General features: G+C 38.2%; 18 protein-coding genes. 2 read left to right on the top strand and 16 right to left on the bottom strand.

Going from position 1 to position 22,130, the window contains the following annotated elements; translation table 11 throughout:
- Window positions 1-18: 18 nt before the first annotated feature.
- From ACJVDH_RS01725 to ACJVDH_RS01665, 13 genes are all read right to left on the bottom strand, one after another.
- Complete coding sequence (locus tag ACJVDH_RS01725; RefSeq protein ID WP_443945851.1) at window positions 19-726, bottom strand: cytochrome c oxidase subunit 3; 708 nt, start codon at window positions 724-726, stop codon at window positions 19-21.
- A gap of 31 nt (window positions 727-757) precedes the next feature.
- Window positions 758-1,324, bottom strand: a complete 567-nt coding sequence (locus tag ACJVDH_RS01720; protein WP_443945850.1) for a cytochrome c oxidase subunit 3 — start codon at window positions 1,322-1,324, stop codon at window positions 758-760.
- Window positions 1,325-1,341: 17 nt separating this feature from the next.
- Window positions 1,342-2,250 (bottom strand): heme o synthase, encoded by a 909-nt coding sequence (cyoE, locus tag ACJVDH_RS01715; protein ID WP_443945849.1) that lies wholly within the window; start codon window positions 2,248-2,250, stop codon window positions 1,342-1,344.
- Between the two features lie 10 nt (window positions 2,251-2,260).
- Window positions 2,261-3,319 carry a COX15/CtaA family protein gene (locus ACJVDH_RS01710; protein ID WP_443945848.1) on the bottom strand — a complete coding sequence of 353 codons (1,059 nt, stop codon included), beginning with the start codon at window positions 3,317-3,319 and terminating at the stop codon, window positions 2,261-2,263.
- 82 nt (window positions 3,320-3,401) lie between these two features.
- Window positions 3,402-5,189 (bottom strand): cytochrome c oxidase subunit I, encoded by a 1,788-nt coding sequence (locus ACJVDH_RS01705; RefSeq protein WP_443947591.1) that lies wholly within the window; start codon window positions 5,187-5,189, stop codon window positions 3,402-3,404.
- Window positions 5,190-5,306: 117 nt separating this feature from the next.
- Window positions 5,307-6,542 (bottom strand): cytochrome c oxidase subunit II, encoded by a 1,236-nt coding sequence (locus ACJVDH_RS01700; RefSeq protein WP_443945847.1) that lies wholly within the window; start codon window positions 6,540-6,542, stop codon window positions 5,307-5,309.
- Window positions 6,543-6,612: 70 nt separating this feature from the next.
- Window positions 6,613-7,866: a quinol:cytochrome C oxidoreductase gene (locus ACJVDH_RS01695; protein WP_443945846.1), complete on the bottom strand. Its 1,254-nt coding sequence runs from the start codon at window positions 7,864-7,866 to the stop codon at window positions 6,613-6,615.
- Between the two features lie 16 nt (window positions 7,867-7,882).
- On the bottom strand, window positions 7,883-8,506 hold the full coding sequence (locus tag ACJVDH_RS01690) for a c-type cytochrome (protein ID WP_443945845.1): 624 nt from the start codon (window positions 8,504-8,506) through the stop codon (window positions 7,883-7,885).
- A complete protein-coding gene (locus ACJVDH_RS01685; protein WP_443945844.1) occupies window positions 8,478-9,014 on the bottom strand; it encodes a DUF3341 domain-containing protein in 537 nt (178 codons plus the stop codon). The genes ACJVDH_RS01690 and ACJVDH_RS01685 overlap by 29 nt, the downstream gene beginning before the upstream one ends.
- 2 nt (window positions 9,015-9,016) lie before the next feature.
- Window positions 9,017-10,489, bottom strand: a complete 1,473-nt coding sequence (gene nrfD / locus ACJVDH_RS01680; protein WP_443945843.1) for an NrfD/PsrC family molybdoenzyme membrane anchor subunit — start codon at window positions 10,487-10,489, stop codon at window positions 9,017-9,019.
- A 26-nt stretch (window positions 10,490-10,515) separates the two neighbouring features.
- Window positions 10,516-13,548, bottom strand: coding sequence for a TAT-variant-translocated molybdopterin oxidoreductase (locus tag ACJVDH_RS01675; RefSeq protein WP_443945842.1), 3,033 nt, complete (start codon window positions 13,546-13,548; stop codon window positions 10,516-10,518).
- A gap of 49 nt (window positions 13,549-13,597) precedes the next feature.
- Window positions 13,598-14,890, bottom strand: a complete 1,293-nt coding sequence (locus ACJVDH_RS01670) for a c-type cytochrome (RefSeq protein WP_443945841.1) — start codon at window positions 14,888-14,890, stop codon at window positions 13,598-13,600.
- Window positions 14,891-15,143: 253 nt separating this feature from the next.
- Complete coding sequence (locus tag ACJVDH_RS01665; RefSeq protein WP_443945840.1) at window positions 15,144-16,124, bottom strand: deoxyhypusine synthase family protein; 981 nt, start codon at window positions 16,122-16,124, stop codon at window positions 15,144-15,146.
- A 150-nt stretch (window positions 16,125-16,274) separates the two neighbouring features.
- Here ACJVDH_RS01665 and ACJVDH_RS01660 point away from each other — a divergent pair, with 150 nt between their 5' ends.
- Window positions 16,275-17,405, top strand: coding sequence for a BamA/TamA family outer membrane protein (locus tag ACJVDH_RS01660; protein ID WP_443945839.1), 1,131 nt, complete (start codon window positions 16,275-16,277; stop codon window positions 17,403-17,405).
- Window positions 17,406-17,994: 589 nt separating this feature from the next.
- Here ACJVDH_RS01660 and ACJVDH_RS01655 read toward each other — a convergent pair.
- From ACJVDH_RS01655 to ACJVDH_RS01645, 3 genes are all read right to left on the bottom strand, one after another.
- Complete coding sequence (locus tag ACJVDH_RS01655) at window positions 17,995-19,425, bottom strand: M56 family metallopeptidase (RefSeq protein WP_443945838.1); 1,431 nt, start codon at window positions 19,423-19,425, stop codon at window positions 17,995-17,997.
- A gap of 155 nt (window positions 19,426-19,580) precedes the next feature.
- Window positions 19,581-19,940 (bottom strand): BlaI/MecI/CopY family transcriptional regulator, encoded by a 360-nt coding sequence (locus tag ACJVDH_RS01650; protein WP_443945837.1) that lies wholly within the window; start codon window positions 19,938-19,940, stop codon window positions 19,581-19,583.
- Between the two features lie 494 nt (window positions 19,941-20,434).
- The gene (locus ACJVDH_RS01645; protein ID WP_443945836.1) at window positions 20,435-21,211 is read right to left on the bottom strand and encodes an SAM-dependent methyltransferase; all 777 of its coding nucleotides are present in this window, start codon (window positions 21,209-21,211) and stop codon (window positions 20,435-20,437) included.
- Between the two features lie 40 nt (window positions 21,212-21,251).
- Between ACJVDH_RS01645 and ACJVDH_RS01640 the strand changes: the two genes are divergently transcribed.
- Complete coding sequence (locus ACJVDH_RS01640) at window positions 21,252-22,109, top strand: transglutaminase-like domain-containing protein (protein ID WP_443945835.1); 858 nt, start codon at window positions 21,252-21,254, stop codon at window positions 22,107-22,109.
- The last annotated feature ends 21 nt before the right edge of the window (window positions 22,110-22,130 follow it).

Raw genomic sequence — 22,130 nt, 5'->3', positions numbered from 1 at the left:
ATTTTTATAAACTATAAATTAAACCAAATAGAAGAATGTAAATACAAACACCCATACTAAATCTACGAAGTGCCAGTATAAACCAACTTTTTCTACCATCAGATAATGACCTCTTTTCTCAAATGTACCATTGATGGTCATTATAAGGATGATGATATTGATGATAACACCACTGAATACGTGGAAACCGTGGAAACCAGTAATGGTGAAGAATAAGTTTGCAAATTGTTGCGCTGCAACTAATGATACCTCGCCATTGAAGAAGTGTTTCAATTCTTCTGCAGATGGGATATGTGCCCACCAGAAACCTTCGTGGTGTAAATGTGTCCACTCTAAAGCCTGACACCCTAAGAACATGAATCCACCGATGATGGTCGCAATCATCCAGCCAATAACTTCTTTTTTAGAACGTCTGTGACCAGCTTCTACGGCCAATACCATTGTAACAGAACTCATGATCAAGATAAAAGTCATGATACCCACGAAAACCAAAGGTGCGCCGCTGTCTACCACTCCAGGGATAGATTGGAAAACCAAATCCGGATCTGGCCAGGTTAATTTTGAGAAACGCTGTGCGCCATAGTAAATCAATAAAGATGAAAAGGTAAAAGCATCTCCTAAGAGAAAGAACCAAATCATGATTTTGCCATATTCTACCGACCAGGGCGAACGACCACCATTCCATGGTCCTGTTTTAACTTGATCTAATTGTGATACTGAATTCATTTGGAAAAAGTATAATAGTTTGTTAACAAATTTAACGGTTCAAAAGTAAAAAAACATACAGATATATCCATAATATATCTATAAAATGCCAAAAAATAGAAGCTACCTCCATACGGAACTGGCTTTTCGCCAATGGAATATTACGGTAGCTACCCACTAATCCGCTGATAATAAATCCTAAACCCGCAACAATGTGCAAAAGGTGTATACCAGAAACAATGTATATAAAAGAAATAGCGGCGTTGTTTCCAACAAGCGTAGCGCCTGTGCGCACCATACTTCCCCAGGCGTCAAACTGAATATAGGCAAAAATTAGCGCCAAAATCATTGTTACCCAGAGCAAGCTACGTTGCGTAGAAAATTGCAATTTCTTTAAAGCCCGACTGGCTAAAAATAAAGTTATACTGCTTAAAATAATAACAGCAGTACTGTACATAAAGGCATCTGGTAAAACCAGTCCATGACCTTTGCCTTTAGAGGCTGCGAATACCAAGTAGTAACTCGTAAATCCACCAAACATAATTGTTGACGAAACAACAAATAGCCAAACGATGAACTTTTTTGGTTTCGCATCAAACGTAGTAGGAATATTCTCCATTGTTAAAACCATAAAAATTATTTAGCGATAAAATCAAACAACAACACCAGCTGTACCAGTGGTATATAAAAAAACGAGCAGAACATAACTTTTCTGGCATCGGCAATTTCTTTGTTTTGTAACAGTTTAAGCCCCAACCAGGCGAAAACCAAACCGGCAATTATAGAGACTCCAGCAATGTAATAACCACCAAAACCGTAAATAGTTGGCAGAAGGCTCACAGGAATCAGAATCAACGTTCCAAGGAAGGTAAACGCCGCAGAAACGGTATCTCTCTTCTTTGACGGCAATAAGCGAAAGCCTGCTTTTTTGTAATCGTCATCCAAAACCCATGCAATGGCCCAAAAATGTGGGAACTGCCATACAAACTGTATGAAAAAAAGTACTACGGCAATCAGATAATCTACTTCATGAAAATATTCGGCTTTTAAGCTACCAAATGCAGCCATATAACCAATTAGTGGTGGTAATGCACCGGGAATCGCACCAACAAAAACAGCAATCGGACTTTTACGTTTCATAGGTGTATATGCAAAAGCATAGAGTAAAATTGAAAAAACAGAAAGCAATCCGGTTTCAAGGTTTAATTGTCCAAGCAACCAGGTTCCTAAAAAGCCCATAAAAATCCCCATAATCAAACCTTGTCCGGTCGTCATTCTGCCGGCAGGCATTGGTCTGTCTTTTGTACGCGCCATCAGCTTATCCAGATCTTTTTCAATAATCTCATTAAAACAGTTTGCAGCAGCAGTAACGAAAAAGCCACCAGCAATAAGGATGAACCAGTTTCCCCACTCAATCGATGGAATGTTACCCCGACCAATCTGCATCTTCTGTCCGATCAAAAAAGAGATCGACGCAGAAAACACCACCGTAAAGGTGAGTCTGAATTTGATGAGTTTTGAGAAATCCGAAAGATAGTTTTTCAAATCTGTATAATTATTGTTTATAAGTACGTGTGCGGTAAACCAGCAGGTACAGATAAAATTGTAAACTGAATAACACGGTCGAAAATAATATATGCGATGCTTGGGCAAGTGGCGGAAATGAAATATAGGCGAGTGCAAATCCACTAAGCAACTGAACAAACAAGGCTACTAGAATCGCCTGAGCAGTAATTAACGGCGCAGCTTTTCCACTGAACCGATCTATAACCATTTTATACACAATGCCGTTGGCAACAACTACAGCAATTGCCATGTCGCGGTGGTATGAAAAAATAGACCCAATTTTAGAAATCCAGAGATGCTTACTTCCGTCTCCCAAAGATTTCGCTATAAGATCTACTGCTTCCCGAACGTCAGTACCGATTACAATCTGTGCAATACTCAATAGTACAGTAAAGAACAGAAAACCTTTTAGCCACAAAATCCGATACATAATCACCGATGGTTCTTTATGCAATTGCTTAGCATAGTTGTAAGTGTAAATGGAAATTGCCAGCAACACAAGTGCTAAAAGCATGTGCACCGTAACAACCCATTGTGCAAGATTAGTAGAGACTACGATAGAACCTAACCAAGCCTGATAACCCACAACAAAAATATTCAATATGCTTAATACTACAATACGCTTTGCCGTTTTACGATAGGTAAATGAGTAAACCGCTGTAAGCAGTAAAAATATCCCTGCCAGTACGCCCGCTAAACGGTTCAAATATTCTGTCCAGGTTCTTGCCGGATTAAACTCTTCCGGAACGAGAATGCTTTTATCATGACGAATACTATCTGCCAATTCTGTTTTGCCCATCCGCTCCAACACTTTGGCAAAACGCTCATTCTTTTTTATCCGGCCGGCTACATATTTCTCTTTGTAGTTGGCAGGAAGCTGAGAAATATCAGTAGGTGGAACGTATTGATCGAAACACTTTGGCCAGTCCGGACAGCCCATACCAGACCCCGTACTTCTGACGATACCACCAGCTAAAACAACCAGTAATGTAACGATAATCGTTATAAAATTAATTCTGATAAATCTATTCTCTGATCTGCTGACCATATATTTTTTAAAAAGAGAAGGGGTATCGGATAAGCAGAAACTTAATCAGATACCCCTCCAAAATTATATTAAAGCTTAATGCTTAGCCTTTGTTCGCTTCTACAGGATTAGCAAGTTCCCACTGTTGCTGAATTTTCTCTGCTTCTTCATTTCCTTCAAAATCGTGAGGCAAGTTAGAACTCATGGTTTTTGAGAAAGGAACATCCTGAGGGATAAAATCAGCATCATGTCCTGGTTTGCTATAATCATATGGCCATCTGTAAACCGTAGGGATTTCTCCTGGCCAGTTTCCGTGGATGTGCTCAACTGGAGTTGTCCATTCCAAAGTATTAGATTCCCAAGGATTTTGAGTCGCTTTTTTACCTTTATAAATAGAGTAGAAAAAGTTAAACAAAAAGGCAATCTGTGCCAACGCAGCCATAATAGCAGCCCAGGTAACAAATACGTTTACTGTTAACCATTTTTTCATGAACTCAAACTCAGTGAAAGCATAATAACGACGAGGTACACCATCCAAACCTAAAAAGTGAAGCGGGAAGAACACCAGGTACGCTGCGATAAAAGTTAACCAGAAGTGTAAATAACCCAATTTAGCGTTCATCATTCTACCGAACATTTTAGGATACCAGTGGTAAACACCTGCAAGCATACCGAAGATAGCTGCAGATCCCATTACCAAGTGGAAGTGGGCAACTACGAAGTAAGTATCGTGTAAGTTAATATCCAATGATGCATTCCCTAAGAAGATACCGGTTAAACCACCAGAGATGAAGAAAGATACCAAACCGATAGCGAATAACATTGCTGGCGTAAAACGGATGTTACCTCTCCATAGAGTAGCCAGATAATTAAAGGTTTTTACTGCCGATGGAACCGCAATAATCAATGTGGTAATCATGAACACACCGCCAAGTAACGGGTTCATACCCGTAACAAACATGTGGTGACCCCATACAATGAACGAAAGAACAGTGATACCAATTAATGAATACACCATCGCATGGTAACCGAAGATTGGTTTACGTGCATTTACAGAAATTACTTCTGATGAAATACCCAACGCTGGCATAATTACAATGTATACCTCAGGGTGGCCCAGGAACCAGAATAAATGTTGCCACAAAATTGGCGAACCACCTTCATTTGGTAAAATATTGGTTCCCATAACAATATCAGACAAGTAGAAACTTGTACCGAAACTTCGGTCAAAGATCAATAACACAACTCCTGCTACCAATACCGGGAAAGATAATAATCCCAGAATAGCAGTCAAGAAGAAAGCCCAGATGGTTAAAGGCATTTTCCAAAGGTCCATACCTTTAGTACGCATGTTAAGGATTGTACTTACATAGTTGATACCGCCCATAATCTGAGAAGCAACGAACAACACCATACTCACCAACCAAAGCGTCATCCCCATTCCAGATCCCGGAATGGCTGTTGGAAGTGCAGAAAGTGGCGGATAAATTGTCCAACCTGCTGCTGCTGGTCCGGTTTGTACAAAGAATGAAGCCATCATAACTACACTCGCTGTAAAGAAGAACCAGTAAGAAAGCATATTTAGAAATGGCGAGGCCATATCTCTTGCGCCCAATTGCAATGGGATAAGTAAGTTACTAAATGTACCGCTCAATCCAGCTGTTAATACGAAGAATACCATAATGGTACCGTGTATGGTTACCAGTGCAAGGTAGAAATCAGATTTGATACGACCACCTTCAGCCCATTTTCCTAAAAATGTCTCAAGGAAAGGGAAAGATTTATCCGGCCATGCCAATTGAATACGGAATAAGATAGACAAAATCATCGCGATTACGGCCATAATAATACCCGTAACTAGAAATTGCTTCGCGATCATCTTGTGGTCCATACTGAAGATGTACTTTGAAATCAAAGTCTCCTTATGGTGTCCATGATCGTCGTGATCGTGTGTGTGGTTGTCTTGTAATGCTATTGTTGACATAATTCTTTTCGCTCTGCAGTAATATTATTTATTTAAAGCCACTTGGTTAGTTTTCGCAGCAGCTGAATCAGTTGCTGAAGAATCTGCTACAGACTTAACTGGCGCAGCAGGGGCACCTGGCAAATTAAATTCTTTTCTCAAATCGTCGTTCAAAAATGGTTTTTGTTCTGTCAACCATTCTTCGTATTCTTTCTCAGAAACAACACGTACTACTTTCTGCATGTTATAGTGACCAGATCCGCAAATCTTTGCGCAATAGAAAAGGAATGCGAAATTAGGATCATTCGTTTCCTCTTGCATCTGCTGAGTAGTTTTGGTTGGCGTAAACTCAAATACAGTCTGCATACCCGGTACAGTATTTAACTGAACCCTGAAATGCGGCATGTAAAAACTGTGAATAACGTCTTTACTATTTAAAAGCAATTTTACTGGTTTGTTTACAGGAATAACCATTTCATCAGCCATTAAATCATCACGTGACTTAAGATCTTTGAAATCGATACCCAATACGTTGCTTGCAGTCGTTAATTTATAATTTCTTTTACCTACAACACCATCAGCTCCCGGGTAACGGATGGTCCATTTGAACTGTTCTGAAGTTACTTCAACTTGCAAAGGTTTATTGTTTGGATCTTCTTCCTTAAAGAAAATTGATCTCCAGGTTAAGAAACCCATCAACACCAAAACAGTTAAAACCAACGCAGGAACAATTGTCCAGATCTTTTCAATTGTATTGTTGTGTGGATAGTAATATGCCTTTCTTTTTGCTGAATACTTATAGATATAAGCAAATCCGAATAATAAGATATGTGTTGCAATAAACACGATCGTAGTAATGATCAATGTTAAATTAAACATGTTATCTATACGTTCTCCATGAATCGAAGCCGCATCAGGCAATAACATAGCGCCATGCACCGTGTATTCCCAATATACACCATACAAACCCAAAACTAAGAACAATGCAAATAAACTTGCATGAACTCTGTTCCAGTTTATACCTACTGGTTTACCTTGTGCCTCACGGCTAAGTTCATAAACCCTGATTGATTTTCCGATAATGGAGATGAACAAACAAACAGCCAGGAAAATCAGTACATAAAAGATTACTGATTTGTAGACTTCACCCATATCAACTTTCGGTGCCGCTGCAGCTCCTGCTGCCGCATCTTGAGCAAATACACTCGTATGAGCAAAAACAGTTAATAGAACTGCTAAAGCTGCGGTCGTTTTATTCGTGATAAACTTTCTTAAACTCATTTTCTTAAAAGTAGTACTGATGTACTGCTAATTATTTTAAAAATTAAATATTCGCTATTTTAATCAACACTTAGAGTTGATGATGCAAACTTTCCTGTAAAAACGGATGGTTTTTTGCAACCAAAGGTTTTTTACTTAGCGATGTTAAAACGGTAAAGGTAAACAATCCTACGAAACCTAAGGCAGTACCAATCTCAATAACTCCAAAACCATTGTGTCCGTCTTCTACTGTACCTGGCATAATCATTTGGTAGTAATCTACCCAATGCCCCAACAATACCACTATAGCTACAAAAAATAGTTTTTTATCGCTGCGTTTGTTATCCCGATCCATCAGTAATAATACTGGTGCCAGGAAGTTCATTGCAAGATTTAAGAAAAACCAGAATTTGTAGTATTCAAAACGTTTATAGAAATATACCGTCTCCTCTGGCATGTTCGCATAATAGATCAACAAGAATTGAGCAAACCAAACGTAAGTCCAGAAAATAGAGAATCCAAATACCATCTGACCTAAGTTGTGCAAGTGGCTATTGCTAACCCATTGCATATACCCTGCTCTTCTTAATAAAATAACGATGATTGAAATTGCAGCTAAACTACTTACCCACATTGCAGCAAAGTTGTACCAACCGAACATTGTAGAGAACCAGTGTGCTTCTAATGACATCACCGTATCAAATGCAAAGATAGGTGTAGTAAAACCATAAATTACAAGGAAGATACAAGCGTTTTTAAAACTGCTTCTGTAAGAATTTAAACCACCTGCCAAATCTTCATTGTAGGATAGATTTACAAATTTAATAGCAAAGAAACTGTAGATTCCTAAGAAGATAACCATTCTACCTAAGAAGAACGGTACATTAAGGAAAACAGATTTACCGGCAATAATAGCATCATAATGCTCAGAGCCAGCTTCCGCTAAACCAGGTGTTGCCCAGTGTTTGTATAGAAACGGCGCACTAACCGTTTGACCGTGTTCTATAATGTCATGATGTAACAATAATCCAGAACCTGCGATTACGATTAAAATAACCGAAGCAATAGGTAATGTTCTAGCCATGGCTTGTGGTACACGCAAAATTGCTGCAGACCAACCTGCTTGTGCTACATATTGAACAGCCAGGAAAAATGATGCAGACATACATACGCATGCAAAATAATACCCCATAAGCAACAAGTTTGCAAAAGTGCGCTCTTGGTGCCCACTTACGAAACCATAAGCAATAGCAGCGATACCTAAAACGATACCAACCATACTTAAGGTCTTTACTTTACCTGTAAACTCAAACTGTTCACTAAAATTATAATTGTGAGTTCCCATTTATATTCTGCTTTACTTATTGTCCTTTTTGTAATTGTTGAACATACATCACCACTTTCCAACGATCTGTTGGCGAAATTTGTGAGGCATGCGAGCCCATGTTATTTACACCATATGTAATGGTGTGATAGATTTTACCGGCAGTAAGATCAGCCATGTTTCCACCTCTTGAAGATGCACCTGCGAAATAAGAAGGCACGCCACTAAATTTCTCAATTTTAACCAGGTGGCCTTGTCCATCTCCTTTATCACCATGACAAGGGCTGCAAAACACCTGAAAAAGATGTTTACCCTGTGCAAGGTTTACGGTATCAACAGGCAATGGATTAACCATGCTTACACCTGCCGCTTCATATCCTTCTTTTGTATTCGGATATTCATCATATTCTTTAAAACCTACAGGTTTCGTATGTGCTGGTGGCACTTGTGCAGTATGACCGTTAAAACTAGCCAGATCCGGATTCGTTGTCGAAAGTGGCTGATCAGGATTTGGAGCTAATGCATCATACATGTTTCTGGCATACTCCAGACCAGTACTGCGTTTATCTCTACAAGCCGTAAAACTAACTGCGAATGCAATAGCTAGAAACGCGGCAAAAACAAATTTTTTCTTATTCATAGCTAATGTACTTCCTTTCATTATACTTTACTTCTAAAGCACCAGCATCTTTTAATAAACCATCAATTACCGTATGCTCTGTATTGTCTTTTGCATCAATTGCAATTACAAAACGATCGTCTGTAGCACGTAGATCCATAACCCGTGGTGCGCGACCCGGGAAAAGGTGTGTTGATGCATAATAAGACAACACCATACCGAATGCACAGAACAATACTGTTAATTCGAACATTATCGGAATGAAATCCGGTAATGCAAATGATGGCTTACCACCAATATTCACTCTCCAGTCTATAACTGCACAATAGTAAATTAAAGAGAATGCAGCACAGGTACCGGTAATACCAAAGCAAAATGCAGCGATATCAATTCTTGATCTTTTAACTCCTAATTTGGCCTCTATTCCGTGTATAGGCATTGGGGTATATACATCATAAATACTGATGTTATTTTCCTGAAGCTTGTCGATGCCGTGCATCAACTCATCAGGATCGCCAAAGCTGCCTAAAATATATTTGATATTACTCATTGTTATATTTTTGCGTATTCTTCTTGTTTAACACTATCAAATTTTTCTAACGACTCGATATACTCGTTAACGTATTCCTTATTCTCGTGTCCTTCAGCAATAATTTTTTTCTTCGCTTGCTCAGACGCAGATTTCAAGATGATTTTCACCTCGGCAATTGCAATAGATGGCAATACACGTAAGAATAAAAGGAATAAAGTAAAGAACAACCCGATTGAACCAACAAAGACACTGATATCAACCCAAGTAGGATAAAACATTGCCCAACTTGATGGAATATAATCGCGGTGTAATGAGGTTACGATAATTACGAAACGTTCAAACCACATACCGATGTTTACAACAATAGATAAGATCCACGTTGCTTTGATGCTCAAACGAATTTTCTTGAACCACAACAACTGCGGTGAAATCACGTTACAAGTCATCATCATCCAGTATGACCACCAGTAAGGACCGGTAGAACGGTTGATAAATGCATATTGCTCATATTCAGAACCTGAATACCATGCAATGAAGAACTCAGTTAAATAAGCTACACCTACGATTGAACCTGTTAAGATGATGATCTTATTCATCGACTCAATGTGGAACATGGTGATGTAGTTCTCAAGTCCCAATACTTTGCGGGCAACCAACAAAAGTGTTAGTACCATTGCAAAACCTGAGAAAATCGCTCCGGCTACGAAGTAAGGAGGAAAGATTGTTGTGTGCCACCCCGGAATTACCGAAGTTGCAAAGTCCATAGATACAATCGTGTGTACCGAAAGTACCAGTGGAGTAGAGATACCTGCAAGAATTAAGGACACAGCCTCAAAACGTTGCCAGGTTTTTACACTACCAGACCATCCGAAAGAAAAGATTGAATATATTTTTCTACGCATACCTGTAGCGCGGTCACGGATGGTTGCAATATCCGGAAGCAGACCTGTATACCAGAATAATAAGGATACAGAGAAATACGTAGAGATTGCAAACATATCCCATACCAATGGTGAGTTAAAGTTTACCCAAAGTGAACCAAACTGATTTGGTAAAGGAAGTACCCAATACGCCAACCAGGGGCGGCCCATGTGTGATACAACATATGTTGCCGCACAAATAACCGCGAAAATAGTCATCGCCTCTGCTGAACGGTTAATGGAGTTACGCCAGTTTTGACGGAAGAGTAAAAGTACTGCAGAAATCAACGTTCCTGCGTGACCGATACCTACCCACCAAACGAAACCGGTAATATCCCAAGCCCATCCAACTGTTTTATTTAATCCCCATGCGCCAATACCATTCCAAAAGGTATAGCTCACAGCAACAACCCAAAGTAATGCACCCAATGAAGCTACGATGAAACCGATCCACCATGCCTTATTTGGCTTATTCTCTACCGGCATCAGGATATCATTCGTAATTTTTGCATACGTGATATCGTTTCCGGTAATTAAGGGTTCTCTAAGTATTGATTCGTTATGTCCTGACATAATTTGTATTTTCTTTATACCAAAGCTTACGCTTGTACTGTTGTGTCTGTGTTTCTAATCTTTGTCATATATCCAATACCTGGTTTCACATTGATTTCTTCAAGAACATAATAAATACGCTCTGAACGCAACGCTTTTGAAACTTCTGAATTTGGATCGTTTGCATCACCAAAGATGATTGCATTTGCTGAACAAGCTTCTTGACAAGCCATTTTGATATCGCCATCTTTCAATGGGCGTTTTTCCATTTTAGCTTCCAGTTTACCAGCCTGAATACGTTGTACACACATTGAGCATTTCTCCATAACACCACGTGAACGGGTAGTTACATCTGGATTCAATACCAATTGAGTAAATTCGTTGTTCAGATAGTTATCGAAACGTGAATCATTCCAGTAGTTGAACCAGTTGAAACGACGTACTTTATACGGACAGTTATTTGCGCAGTAACGTGTACCTACACAACGGTTGTACGCCATCTGGTTTAAACCTTCTGATGAGTGTACTGTTGCCAATACCGGACATACTGTTTCGCAAGGTGCGTGATCGCAATGTTGACACAACATTGGTTGATGCACAACAGATACGTGATCTAAGTCTGATAATTTTGCAATTTCTTTCTCTTTAGTCACATCTCCTTCTGGAGTTTCGTAGCTGTAATAACGATCAATACGAATCCAGTGCATTTCACGACGACGGCGGACCTCGTCACGGCCTACAACAGGAATGTTATTTTCTACGTTACATGCCACAATACAAGAACCGCAACCTGTACAAGCATTCAAATCGATTGCCATAACCCAGCTGTTTCCTGGTTTCTCATATTGATCCCAAAGATCATAATCCTTATGGTCACCTTTATGGTTTCCAGCCGATGGATTTTTAAGATATTCTTTGAACGATGCTTCTTTAATTACCGCACGACCTTCAAATGAATGGTGCGTTTGCGTTTGAGCAAGTTCGTATGTAGCACCTGTTGGTGTAATGGTTACTGTAGTTGCATACTGCATTGTTCCATTTACGAATGAAACAAACGGGAAAGCATTTTTTCCTACATTATCACCTGCTTTACCAACTTTGGTACGGCCATAACCTACAGCAATTGAAGCTGTACCTTGAGCCTGACCTGGTTGGATTAGCACAGGAAGATCAACTGAATATCCGTTACTTCCTTTTACAGTTACAACATCAAATTCGCTAACTTTTAAGCCTTCTGCAGTTTTAGGTGCAAGTGCAACATAGTTATCCCAGGTTACTTTAGAAACTGGATCTGGCAATTCCTGAAGGAATGCATTGTTGGCCAGTTTACCATCGCGCATCGGCACGTTTTCGTAAACCTGAAGTTGAATGTCTTTAGATAAAGCTTTGCTGCTATTCAAAATTGAAGCGGCAACTGCTGTTAATGATAAAGTAAAGCTATATGCAGCCGCAGGTTTTGCAGCAACTTTAACTACACCTTTATCTAAAACATCTTCCCAGTTCATGCCAATAGCCGGAAGCATTTTGCTTTCCCAGTTGCTGCGTACAAACTGATAATATTCTTTAACTGGCGCATCTGCCCAGGTTAATAAACTTTCTTCTGCCTGGCGGCTATTGAATACCGGGTGAATAGTTGGCTGAACGATAGAGTAATATCCTTCATAAGCATTTGCATCACCCCATGATTCTAAGTAGTTATGGTTAATGGCAACAGCATCACAAAGCGAAGCAGTTTCATCTGCACGATCTGAGAAAGATACCTTAGTGGTTACTTTTGCCAAAGCATCTTTAAATGCCTGAACATTTGCAAAATCATATGCAGGATTACTGTTCAAGAACAATACTGCTCCAACTTCACCTCTACTCATTTCTGCAACTAAGCCATTAAATTCGGCATCGTTACCTGCATATAAAAAACAAGGATTATCTAAATCGATTGTTGTACCATAACTGCTGATTGCTGCATTGATTGCATTTACCAAAATCTGTGTAGAAACATCATTTGATCCACAAACTACAAGCGCTTTACCTTTTGCCTGCAACAATTCTTTTGCGGCTAATTTAACTACCTTATCGGCAGTAGTGTTGTTACCTAGTGTAGCACCTGGTAAAGCAGCACCTGTAATGGCATTATATAAAGCGATCAAAACAGGTCCTTCTTCCGATAATTTAATTGGAATACGGGTATCTGCATTTGTACCGGTTAAGCTCATTCCACTTTCAAACTGAATGTGGCGGCTCATTTTTTTATTCTCTAATGATTTATAGTTACGGTTAGCGGTATATTGAGAAGTGTATTCCTCACCGCTAATCCAGGTACCTAAGAAATCTGCATTAATACTTACGATTAAGTCTGCTTTATCGAAGTTGTATTTTGGCAATACAGCTTTTCCGAAACTATTCTGGTTTGCCTGAATGATACCTGTATAAGATACTGCATCATACTGAACCAATTTAGCTGCCGGATATTTTGCTATAAATTGTGCAATTACTGCATTTGTAGACGGACTGTTTACTGTTGAAGCTACAATACGGATTTTTTTACCCGATGCTTGCGCTTTAGTTAAACCGTCTTTTACGAAAGCATCTAATTTAGCCCAGGTTGTTTCCTCGGCATTTCCATCTTTTACAAAAGCTGGCGCTTTTAGTTTAGATACATCGTATAAATCTAAAACTGAAGCCTGTGCTCTCGCATCCGTACCGCAGTTAAATTCACCTGCATTTGGATTTGGTTCAATTTTAATTGGACGACCTTCTCTTGTTTTTACTAAGATACTCTGTCCGTTAAAACTAGATGTATAATAGTTAGGTATCCCTGGAGTTACTTCTTCAGGTTTTACCAGATAAGGGATTGATTTTTTTAACGGTGTACTCTGGCAAGCCGCTAAAGTTACCGCACCTAAACCAAAACCTAGCGCCTTTAAAAAGTCGCGGCGTGGCGTTACGGTACTTAAACCTGCCTCATTTAAAACATCTTCTATTGGAAGTGGCTCAGCAAATTCGTTTTTGTTGTTTTTAACAAAATCGGGGGTATTGTTATACTCCTCTAAGCCTTTCCAGTATTTTTTATTGCTTTCCATTTAAGCTATATTACTGTTTATTCGAATGTTCTTACTAAACTCTACTCTATTAATAGTGGCATTTACCACACTCTAAACCACCCAACAATGCCGGGGTAATTTTCTCGCCTTTTTTAATCTTCTCGTGCGCTTCAATAACCTTAGCGTAGAAAGCATTATTTTTCTGACCAGAAATATCAGTCTCTTTGTGACAGTTGATACACCATTTCATAGTTAATGGAGAATATTGATAAATCTCTTCCATTGTATTAACCGGACCGTGACAAGCGAAACATACTGGCTCGTTTGGTTGTAAACCTTTTGCCTGGCGGATTGCATCTTCAGCAACCACAACGTGTTGTGAGTGATTGAAATAAGCGAAATCTGGCAAATTGTGTACACGCACCCATTCAATTGGTTTTGCTTTGCTCTCATCGTATTTCTGAGTTTCCGGATCGTAACCCAATGCATTATAGATTTTTTTGATCTCCGGAGAAATCTCACCATCATAATTATCTCTTGCCTGTACCGCTTTATGGCAGTTCATACAAACATTTAATGAAGGAATAGATGCATTTTTAGATTTGAATGCGCCTGAGTGACAGTATTGACAATCAATCTGATTAATACCAGCGTGCAACTCGTGAGAGAATTTAATTGGCTGAACTGGCTGATAACCGGTGTGAACACCTGTATTCCACATACTCATCCAACCCCATGATCCTAAAGAGATGATCAGACACAAAATAAAGAACATAACAAACTTCTTGTTCTTGAACATTTTGCGAACGCCAACTTTCAAAGGAACATCTTCTTCAATCTCAATACCTTGTTTTTGAAGAATTAAACGCTCAAGCAATTTACTTGCACGACCTAAGATAATCAAGATTACAATTGCGATCAGAACAATAGCAACAATACCTGCAATTGATAAACCTGAAGTTGTATCATCTTTCACAGCACCACCATTCGCATCTGCAGCTTTCTTAGGCTCACCTTCTTTAATGTAAGCTAAAATGCTTTTTACTTTTGCTTCGTCTAACTCAGGGAAAGAAGTCATCGCTACTTTACCATTGTCGTTAAACAATTTAACCGCTTCAGGATTTCCAGCAGCAACTAGACCTTGTGAATTTGGAATCCATTTTAAAAGGAATTCTTCAGAGTGACGATCACTCACTCCAGTTAAAGCCGGACCAACTAATTTTGCATCTAAGGCGTGGCATGAAGAACATTTAGCCTTGAAAAGTGTCCTTCCCTCTGCAGCATCTTGCGCACTTACGGTAGAAACCGCTATTACGGAAATGGCTGAAAACACGAATAACGACTTCCAAACGCTTTTTAAAATCATCGAGATATCTCTCATAATGAACACTTTATACTAATTTAATTTATTTTTTGTTGTGAAATTGATAATAGAACTGTGTAGGCCTATTCAAAACTTGAACAAAAGTATAACTTATTAATAAATCCCATGACATAATACTGACGTGAAATACAATTTATAATCATTCTAAACAAATGCGTTTCAAGCCTGTCAGGCAAGAAAAATGCCCATTTCCTGATTTTTCGGAAACGGGCATTTTTAAAATTCTCGAAGGTCTAAACCTAATATATAATTATTGTTTTAATATCCAAGCGAACATCAAAGGTGCTACAATCGTTGCATCACTTTCTACAATAAACTTAGGTGTATGTATATCTAATTTACCCCAGGTAATTTTTTCGTTTGGTACAGCGCCAGAATATGAACCGTAAGACGTGGTAGAATCTGAGATCTGACAAAAATAGCTCCAGAACGGAATGTTTTCCATTTCCATATCCTGATACAACATCGGAACAACGCAAATCGGGAAATCTCCGGCAATACCGCCACCAATCTGAAAAAATCCAATTCCTTTACCTTCGCTATTGGCAATATACCAGTTGGCCAACCAACCCATATACTCAATTCCGCTTTTCATTGTGGTAGCCTGAAGTTCACCTTTCATTACATAAGAGGCAAAAATATTACCCATAGTAGAATCTTCCCATCCCGGTACTACAATTGGCAAATTCTTCTCTGCTGCTGCCAACATCCATGAATTTTTTGGATCAATTTCATAATACTGTTCCAAATCTCCGCTTAAAAGCATTTTGTACATAAACTCATGTGGAAAATAACGCTCGCCGCTGCGGTCTGCATCTTTCCATATTTTATGGATGTGTTTTTGCAAACGACGGAAAGCTTCTTCTTCCGGAATACAAGTATCTGTAACACGATTATAATGATTCTCTAATAAATCCCATTCGTCCTGCGGACTCAGGTCACGATAATTAGGCACGCGTTTGTAATGAGAGTGCGCCACCAAATTCATAATATCTTCTTCAAGGTTTGCTCCTGTACAAGAAATAATTGACACTTTATCCTGACGAATCATTTCTGCAAGTGAAATACCCAATTCAGCTGTACTCATTGCACCGGCAAGGGTAATCATCATTTTACCACCTTCGTCCAAATGCGATTCATAACCTTTAGCCGCATCCATCATAGCTGCAGCATTGAAATGGAGATAATTGCGCTCCATAAACTGAGAAATTGGTCCTCTAGTATTGCTCATTTCCTTTTATATTGTTTGGCGCAAAAATAGCGGTTTTTTGTTTAACTCTACAAATTGCTGGCAATACTTCATCAGATATAAAAGCATAGACTTTTATAATTAAGACAATTATTCAATTTACCTATCATTAAATTTCCTTTTCTTTGCGGCATGAAACGTATTTCTCTTTTTCTTTTTCTTTGTACAATTTCGCTGACCGGACAGGCACAGATGAAATTGATCAGAAAAATGCTTTCAAACACGAAAGATACTACGCGTAAGGCCAGTTTCATGCCCATTCCCGTTTTTGGATATGCTCAAGAAACGGGTCTCGAATTGGGGGTCGGTGTTCTGTATTCTTTTTTTGTAGACCGGAAAGATACAACCAACCGGAGTTCTAATTTTTACGGTGCAGCTTCTTATTCTACTAAAAAAACATATAACCTGACGATTAAAGGCGATGCCTGGAGCAGGGGAAATCTGTATCACGCAATTACTGAAATTCGCTTTAGAAGAATGCCTTTTGATTTTTACGGGCTGGGCAATAACACATATAATGCCGATGAAGATCCCTTGGTACAAGAACAAATAAAACTTGCGTTCGATCTGGAAAAAACTTTTGTAAAAAATGCTTACTCCGGTATTTCCTTAGGTTTTGAGGATTACCAATTTGAAGACCGCACTGCAGGAGGAATTTTCGATCAAGACAATAGAATTTTAGGGAGAACCGGAGGAAACGTTATTTTGGTAGGGCTTTCCCAAAGTTATGATACACGTAACTCTAACAATTACCCGACTAAAGGTTTTTTTGGACGGGTTACATATCAGTATGCGCCTGATTTTTTCGGTGGAGATAATTTTAATGGAAGCCAGATTAAATTAAATTTAAGGAACTTCTGGACGGTTGGGCCAAAATTTGTTCTGGCTGCACAAGGCTTTTATTCTACCATACAAAGTAAAGATACCCCTTTTTACATGCTGCAACAATTGGGTAGTGATGCTTTGATGCGTGGTTATTATGCTGGTCGCTACCGTGATAAAAATTTATTGGCCGCACAGGCAGAACTTCGTTACCGCTACAACAATCGTTTTGGTGCAGTACTTTTTGCTGGCACAGGTACCGTTTGGGGACATTCGGCTTTCGCCATGGATACGTTTAAACCCAATTATGGCGCGGGTATCCGCTACTTTTTCGATCCGGCAAAGGGCTTAAGTGTTAGGTTAGATTATGGTATTGGTGAGAAAAGGGCAAATGAACCTCGTCAAAGTGGTGCATATATCAGTTTAGCTGAGGCGTTTTAGGTAGAATTTATGCAATATAATAGAAACTGCGACCGTTTATAACGAGCGCACAAGTAACTCTTCGATTGTATCGAAACCTAAATGTGCAGGTTTCTTTAATCTTCGTTTCAAACGATAAACTACTTTCCCACTCGGTATAAACGAGCGGGAGAAAACTATAAGGCTTGCGCCCGTTTATACCGAGCGCACAAATAACGCTTCGATTGTATCAAAACCTAAAAGTGCAGGTTTCTTTAATCCTCGTTTCAAACGATAAACTACTTTCCCACTCGTTATAAACGAGCAGGAGAAAACTATAAGGCTTGCGCCCGTTTATAACGAGCGCACAAGTAACTCTTCGATTGTATCGAAACCTAAATGTGCAGGTTTCTTTAATCCTCGTTTTTAACGATAAACTACTTTCCCACTCGGTATAAACGAGCGGGAGAAAAACTATAAGGCTTGCGCTCGTTTATACCGAGCGCACAAATAACTCTTCGATTGTATCGAAACCTAAAAGTACAAAATATTTAATCCTCGTTTTTAACGATAAACTACTTTCCCACTCGGTATAAACGAACGGGAAAGTAATTATGCTTGCGCGAAGTTTCTAATTATTCAAACTCCCTTTTATATTACCCTCAAACCGGATCAGATCGATAATACTTTTTCCAGTCTTTGGATCTACCTTTGTATTCACAACAATTTTATCAGCATTTGTAATTCCTTTATCCGTGGTCAGTTGCGCACGTCCAAGTAGCATGATTTGAGATTTATCTTTACTAAAACGAACGGTATCTGCACGATACTGAAAAACCTTACCCTGCTGTTCACCATCGTTAATTAAGCCAACTGTTTGCCTGGCAAAGTTGAAATTCATTTGATCTGCTTTGATAAGGTTCCCATTTTTGAGTAGGCTTGCCTTTTTGGCTACGATAGTACTGTCTGCTCGATCATATTCCACATACTCCGCTTTCAACAGTCCTGCGAAAAAATCGACGACAGCATTTTCCATATAAAACTTACTGCTTTGCTTATTTCCTTCCAAATGAGTATAAGAAATGATTTTAAACACCGCGACTTTAGATACTTTTGAAGTATCAATTTTATCTTGTACAAGGAATTCTGGTTTTTCTTCAGTTACTGTTAAAGGTTTTCCTTTGAAAGAAACCCCGACAGAGCTCTTATTTTGGAATCTGCTTTCGTCAATACTATTACTATTTTTAGAATTTGATGGCTCATTTACAAGTTCTCTTCCCAGATGTAGTTCGCCATTCAAAAACTTCTCTGTTTTCTGAGCATATACAATTTGTACACTAAACCACCAAACCAGCACAAAGCACAAAGGAAATGCCGCCCAATAACTCATTTTCTTGGATTTATTAGATTTATCATTAAACAACATTTTAATTCGATCTTTAATTGGACTCTTAACTAAATTATGGACGAAAGAAACTCCAGAAAGCTCAACAGCCAGCTTCAACAATAAATTAGCGTATTTCTGACTACCAAAATCAGCAGCCGTTTTTTCATCTGCTTCATACTCGTGAACCTGTTCCAAGGCACTGTCATAAAAGTAAATTACCGGACTAAACCACAATAAGATTTTCACCGGGAGCAAAATCAATTTGTCTAGAGAATGAAACTGTTCGGCATGTACTTTTTCATGCCTTATTAGGATCATAAGTTCATCTTTGGTTAAACTATTTTTATTGACAAATACATAACTGAAGAATGAGCAATTGGTAAAACCAGAAGTTTTATTTATTATTTTCAATCCGTCTATATTTTTACTGCTACCTATTAAGTAACTAAGTAAGCGAGAAAGCCTGAATAAAGCTATGGTAAGGAGAACGCAGGCAACAAAAGTGTAAACCCAAGTCAATATTGAAAACCAGTTAAATGATTCCGTTTTCTGCACCAATTGCTGAAAAACCTTTTTATCTAAAGGTTTAGTTGATTCATCTATCGCAATTGTTTTTTCTCTTTTTTCTACGACAATTGACTTAACATTAACCTCCCGATGAAGATTGATCTGCAATGCCGGAATTGTAAAACTTAGCAACAATGTGGCAAGCAAATAAAAACGGCTCACTTTAAAAAAAGTAAGTTTTCTAAGAAAAAGAAGATAAAATGCAAAAAAAACGGCATTGCAGATACTCACTTTAAGCAAATAGTTGATCCATTCCATAACTACTATTTTTGGTTAATTAATGCTTTTAATTCTTCGATATCTTTCTCGCTTAATTTTTCTTCGTTTACCATAAAAGATAACAGATCACTAGGCGAGTTATCGAAATAACCAGAAAACAACTTCGAGAAACTGGTTTTTGCATAATCTGCCTTGGCAACAGCCGGATAATATTCATACGTTTTTCCGTAAGCTTTATATGTTGCATAACCTTTTTTCACTAGCAGTCTAACGATCGAGGAAATCGTATTATAAGGTGGTTTGGGAATTTCTTCTAACTGTTCGATGATATCTTTAACAAATGCCTTTTCGAGCTTCCATAAAACCTGCATTATGCGTTCTTCTGACTTAGTTAATTCTTCCATACCCAAATGTATAACTTATTTTTCAGTTTTAAAACTAAAAAATAAGTTATAAAGTAAAGCATTTAAAATCAATGCATTTAAACTTATGGAGAAAAATTTATTACAGATTAAGATTGTCTAATGAATTAATATTGGAATAAATCGGATTAAGAACTAAGTTTAATCGGCTCAACCCGAACAAACTCCGATGAATTTCCGACTAATCTCCGATGATGCTCCGGTAGAATGCGCAACCTGCTAGATTCTTATCTCAGTCTTAAAGGAAATACAGCCCAAAAAATTTCCATGTGTTAGTAGAAATTGACAAGTGCATAAGTAGCACTTCCATTATAAAAGCTTTCGCAATAAAATATTCTTGCAAACAGCTTTCTATCTTCTTGCGCTCGTTTCTAATGCGTGCGTAAATAACGCTTCGATTGTATCAAAATCCAGCAGAGTAAAAACACTGCCGTAAACAAACTTCTAGCCCATTTCTCACAAACCAGCGGGAGAAACTACAGCTTTAATTTGAAATGCTGTTTAGCCTGACCTTTTCTAAAATAAACCAGGCCAATCCAGAAAAGATCAATTGTAACCGTTACCTGCGGATGGTTTTTAATTTCACTCCATGACGCCTTCCGATTTTTATTTGCATAAATGTGATCAAAAATCAAAAATGAGTTGACGTGTATTTTTGGCAAACACATTTCAAATTCACGAAATATATCAATCGCAGAGTTTTTAGCGTGGATGTAAAGCACGTCGAGTTTCGAAATGTTCGTTAAAGTACTCTCTAAAGTGTATCCATTTGGCAACTGTTGAACATTTTCAATTTTTAGAGATTGAAGATTTCTAGTGGCAATTTCGCGCAGTACTTCTTCGCTTTCTATCGCAACAACTTTTGATGATGGTTTTGCCGCAGCCAGATAAGCACTTGTAATTCCAAAATTAGATTGCATTTCAAATGTGGTTTCAGTTTGCGCTGCCCGAATAATGCGGAACAATAATTGATCTATTTTAGATGTATTCATTAGAAACCTGGACAAGCGCGATATCTTATAGTTTTTTTTGGGCGGAAATCCTGAATCAGGTAAAAAATCTTTCAATAGAATACCAGAATCGTCATTCAAAAGTTTTTTTCGTAGTGCTTCAATACTTTTATATTCAGGTTTATGGCTAAAATCGTAAATTACCTCATCGGCTAATGAATAAACAAATGGCGAATGTGTTCCATGTCTGTTGTTGGCAATTAACCGATGTTTTAAATAATCAGCAATAAATTGAAAATGCATTTTGCAAAAGTAAGCAAACCCGTTAAAGGAATACATTTTTATGGAGAATAACACAGAGATTGGTGCATTAGTTAGGTTATTGGATGATCCGGATGAAGAAGTATATCATCACGTAGAAAAAAAATTGCTGGAATATGGTGGAGAAGTAATTTCTTTTCTGGAAAATGCCTGGGAACAATCTTTTGATAGCTTATTGCAAGAGCGTATTGAAAATATTGTACACCAGATTCAATTCAACAATGTAAAAGAAGATTTAAAATTATGGTATCTGAGCGGTGCTTTTGATTTGCTTCAAGGCGCTATGATTATTAACAGATATCAATATCCAGACCTTGACGAGCAAAAAGTAATCAATCAAATTGAAGAAATAAAACGCGATATCTGGATGGGTTTACAGTATGAAATGAGTTCTGTAGAAAAGGTCAAACTGATTAACCATGTTTTATACCAACAACATGGTTTTGGCGGAAATACCAAAAACCACCACGATCCGCAAAACTCATATATCAGTCAGGTTTTAGAAAGTAAAAAAGGCAACCAGATTTCTTTGGCCATTATTTACTCTACACTTGCACAAAAACTGGATTTACCCATTTATGGTATCAATTTACCTCAGCATTTCATTTTAGGATATACGGATGAAAGTAAACAAGATCCAAATGATTATAGTGTTCTTTTTTACATCAATGCATTTAATCGCGGTAATATTTTTGGCAAACATGATGTGGATCAATTTCTTAGACAGCTCAATCTTGAAGCAATTCCAGAATATTATCGTCCATGTACCAATACAGATATTATTCGCCGTGTAATAAGAAATCTGGTTTCTGCGTACGAAAATGCAGGCGCAACAGATAAAGTTGCCGAACTGAACCTCCTTCAAGAAATTATTGCTTAAAATACACCCTTTCAAAATCAT

It is taken from the genome of Pedobacter terrestris, assembly GCF_052343045.1.
Taxonomy (GTDB): domain Bacteria; phylum Bacteroidota; class Bacteroidia; order Sphingobacteriales; family Sphingobacteriaceae; genus Pedobacter.
The sequence above is the reverse complement of the archived record's forward strand: the minus strand, read 5'-3'. Positions and strand labels throughout refer to the sequence as shown.

Excerpts from the sequence above, each read along its gene's own strand:
- ACJVDH_RS01725 (WP_443945851.1), bottom strand. The coding sequence starts at position 726 with ATGAATTCAGTATCACAATTAGATCAAGTTAAAACAGGACCATGGAAT.
- ACJVDH_RS01720 (WP_443945850.1), bottom strand. The coding sequence starts at position 1,324 with ATGGAGAATATTCCTACTACGTTTGATGCGAAACCAAAAAAGTTCATC.
- ACJVDH_RS01710 (WP_443945848.1), bottom strand. The coding sequence starts at position 3,319 with ATGGTCAGCAGATCAGAGAATAGATTTATCAGAATTAATTTTATAACG.
- ACJVDH_RS01705 (WP_443947591.1), bottom strand. The coding sequence starts at position 5,189 with ATGGACCACAAGATGATCGCGAAGCAATTTCTAGTTACGGGTATTATT.
- ACJVDH_RS01700 (WP_443945847.1), bottom strand. The coding sequence starts at position 6,542 with ATGAGTTTAAGAAAGTTTATCACGAATAAAACGACCGCAGCTTTAGCA.
- ACJVDH_RS01695 (WP_443945846.1), bottom strand. The coding sequence starts at position 7,866 with ATGGGAACTCACAATTATAATTTTAGTGAACAGTTTGAGTTTACAGGT.
- ACJVDH_RS01690 (WP_443945845.1), bottom strand. The coding sequence starts at position 8,506 with ATGAAAGGAAGTACATTAGCTATGAATAAGAAAAAATTTGTTTTTGCC.
- ACJVDH_RS01685 (WP_443945844.1), bottom strand. The coding sequence starts at position 9,014 with ATGAGTAATATCAAATATATTTTAGGCAGCTTTGGCGATCCTGATGAG.
- nrfD (WP_443945843.1), bottom strand. The coding sequence starts at position 10,489 with ATGTCAGGACATAACGAATCAATACTTAGAGAACCCTTAATTACCGGA.
- ACJVDH_RS01675 (WP_443945842.1), bottom strand. The coding sequence starts at position 13,548 with ATGGAAAGCAATAAAAAATACTGGAAAGGCTTAGAGGAGTATAACAAT.
- ACJVDH_RS01670 (WP_443945841.1), bottom strand. The coding sequence starts at position 14,890 with ATGAGAGATATCTCGATGATTTTAAAAAGCGTTTGGAAGTCGTTATTC.
- ACJVDH_RS01665 (WP_443945840.1), bottom strand. The coding sequence starts at position 16,124 with ATGAGCAATACTAGAGGACCAATTTCTCAGTTTATGGAGCGCAATTAT.
- ACJVDH_RS01660 (WP_443945839.1), top strand. The coding sequence starts at position 16,275 with ATGAAACGTATTTCTCTTTTTCTTTTTCTTTGTACAATTTCGCTGACC.
- ACJVDH_RS01650 (WP_443945837.1), bottom strand. The coding sequence starts at position 19,940 with ATGGAAGAATTAACTAAGTCAGAAGAACGCATAATGCAGGTTTTATGG.
- ACJVDH_RS01645 (WP_443945836.1), bottom strand. The coding sequence starts at position 21,211 with ATGCATTTTCAATTTATTGCTGATTATTTAAAACATCGGTTAATTGCC.
- ACJVDH_RS01640 (WP_443945835.1), top strand. The coding sequence starts at position 21,252 with ATGGAGAATAACACAGAGATTGGTGCATTAGTTAGGTTATTGGATGAT.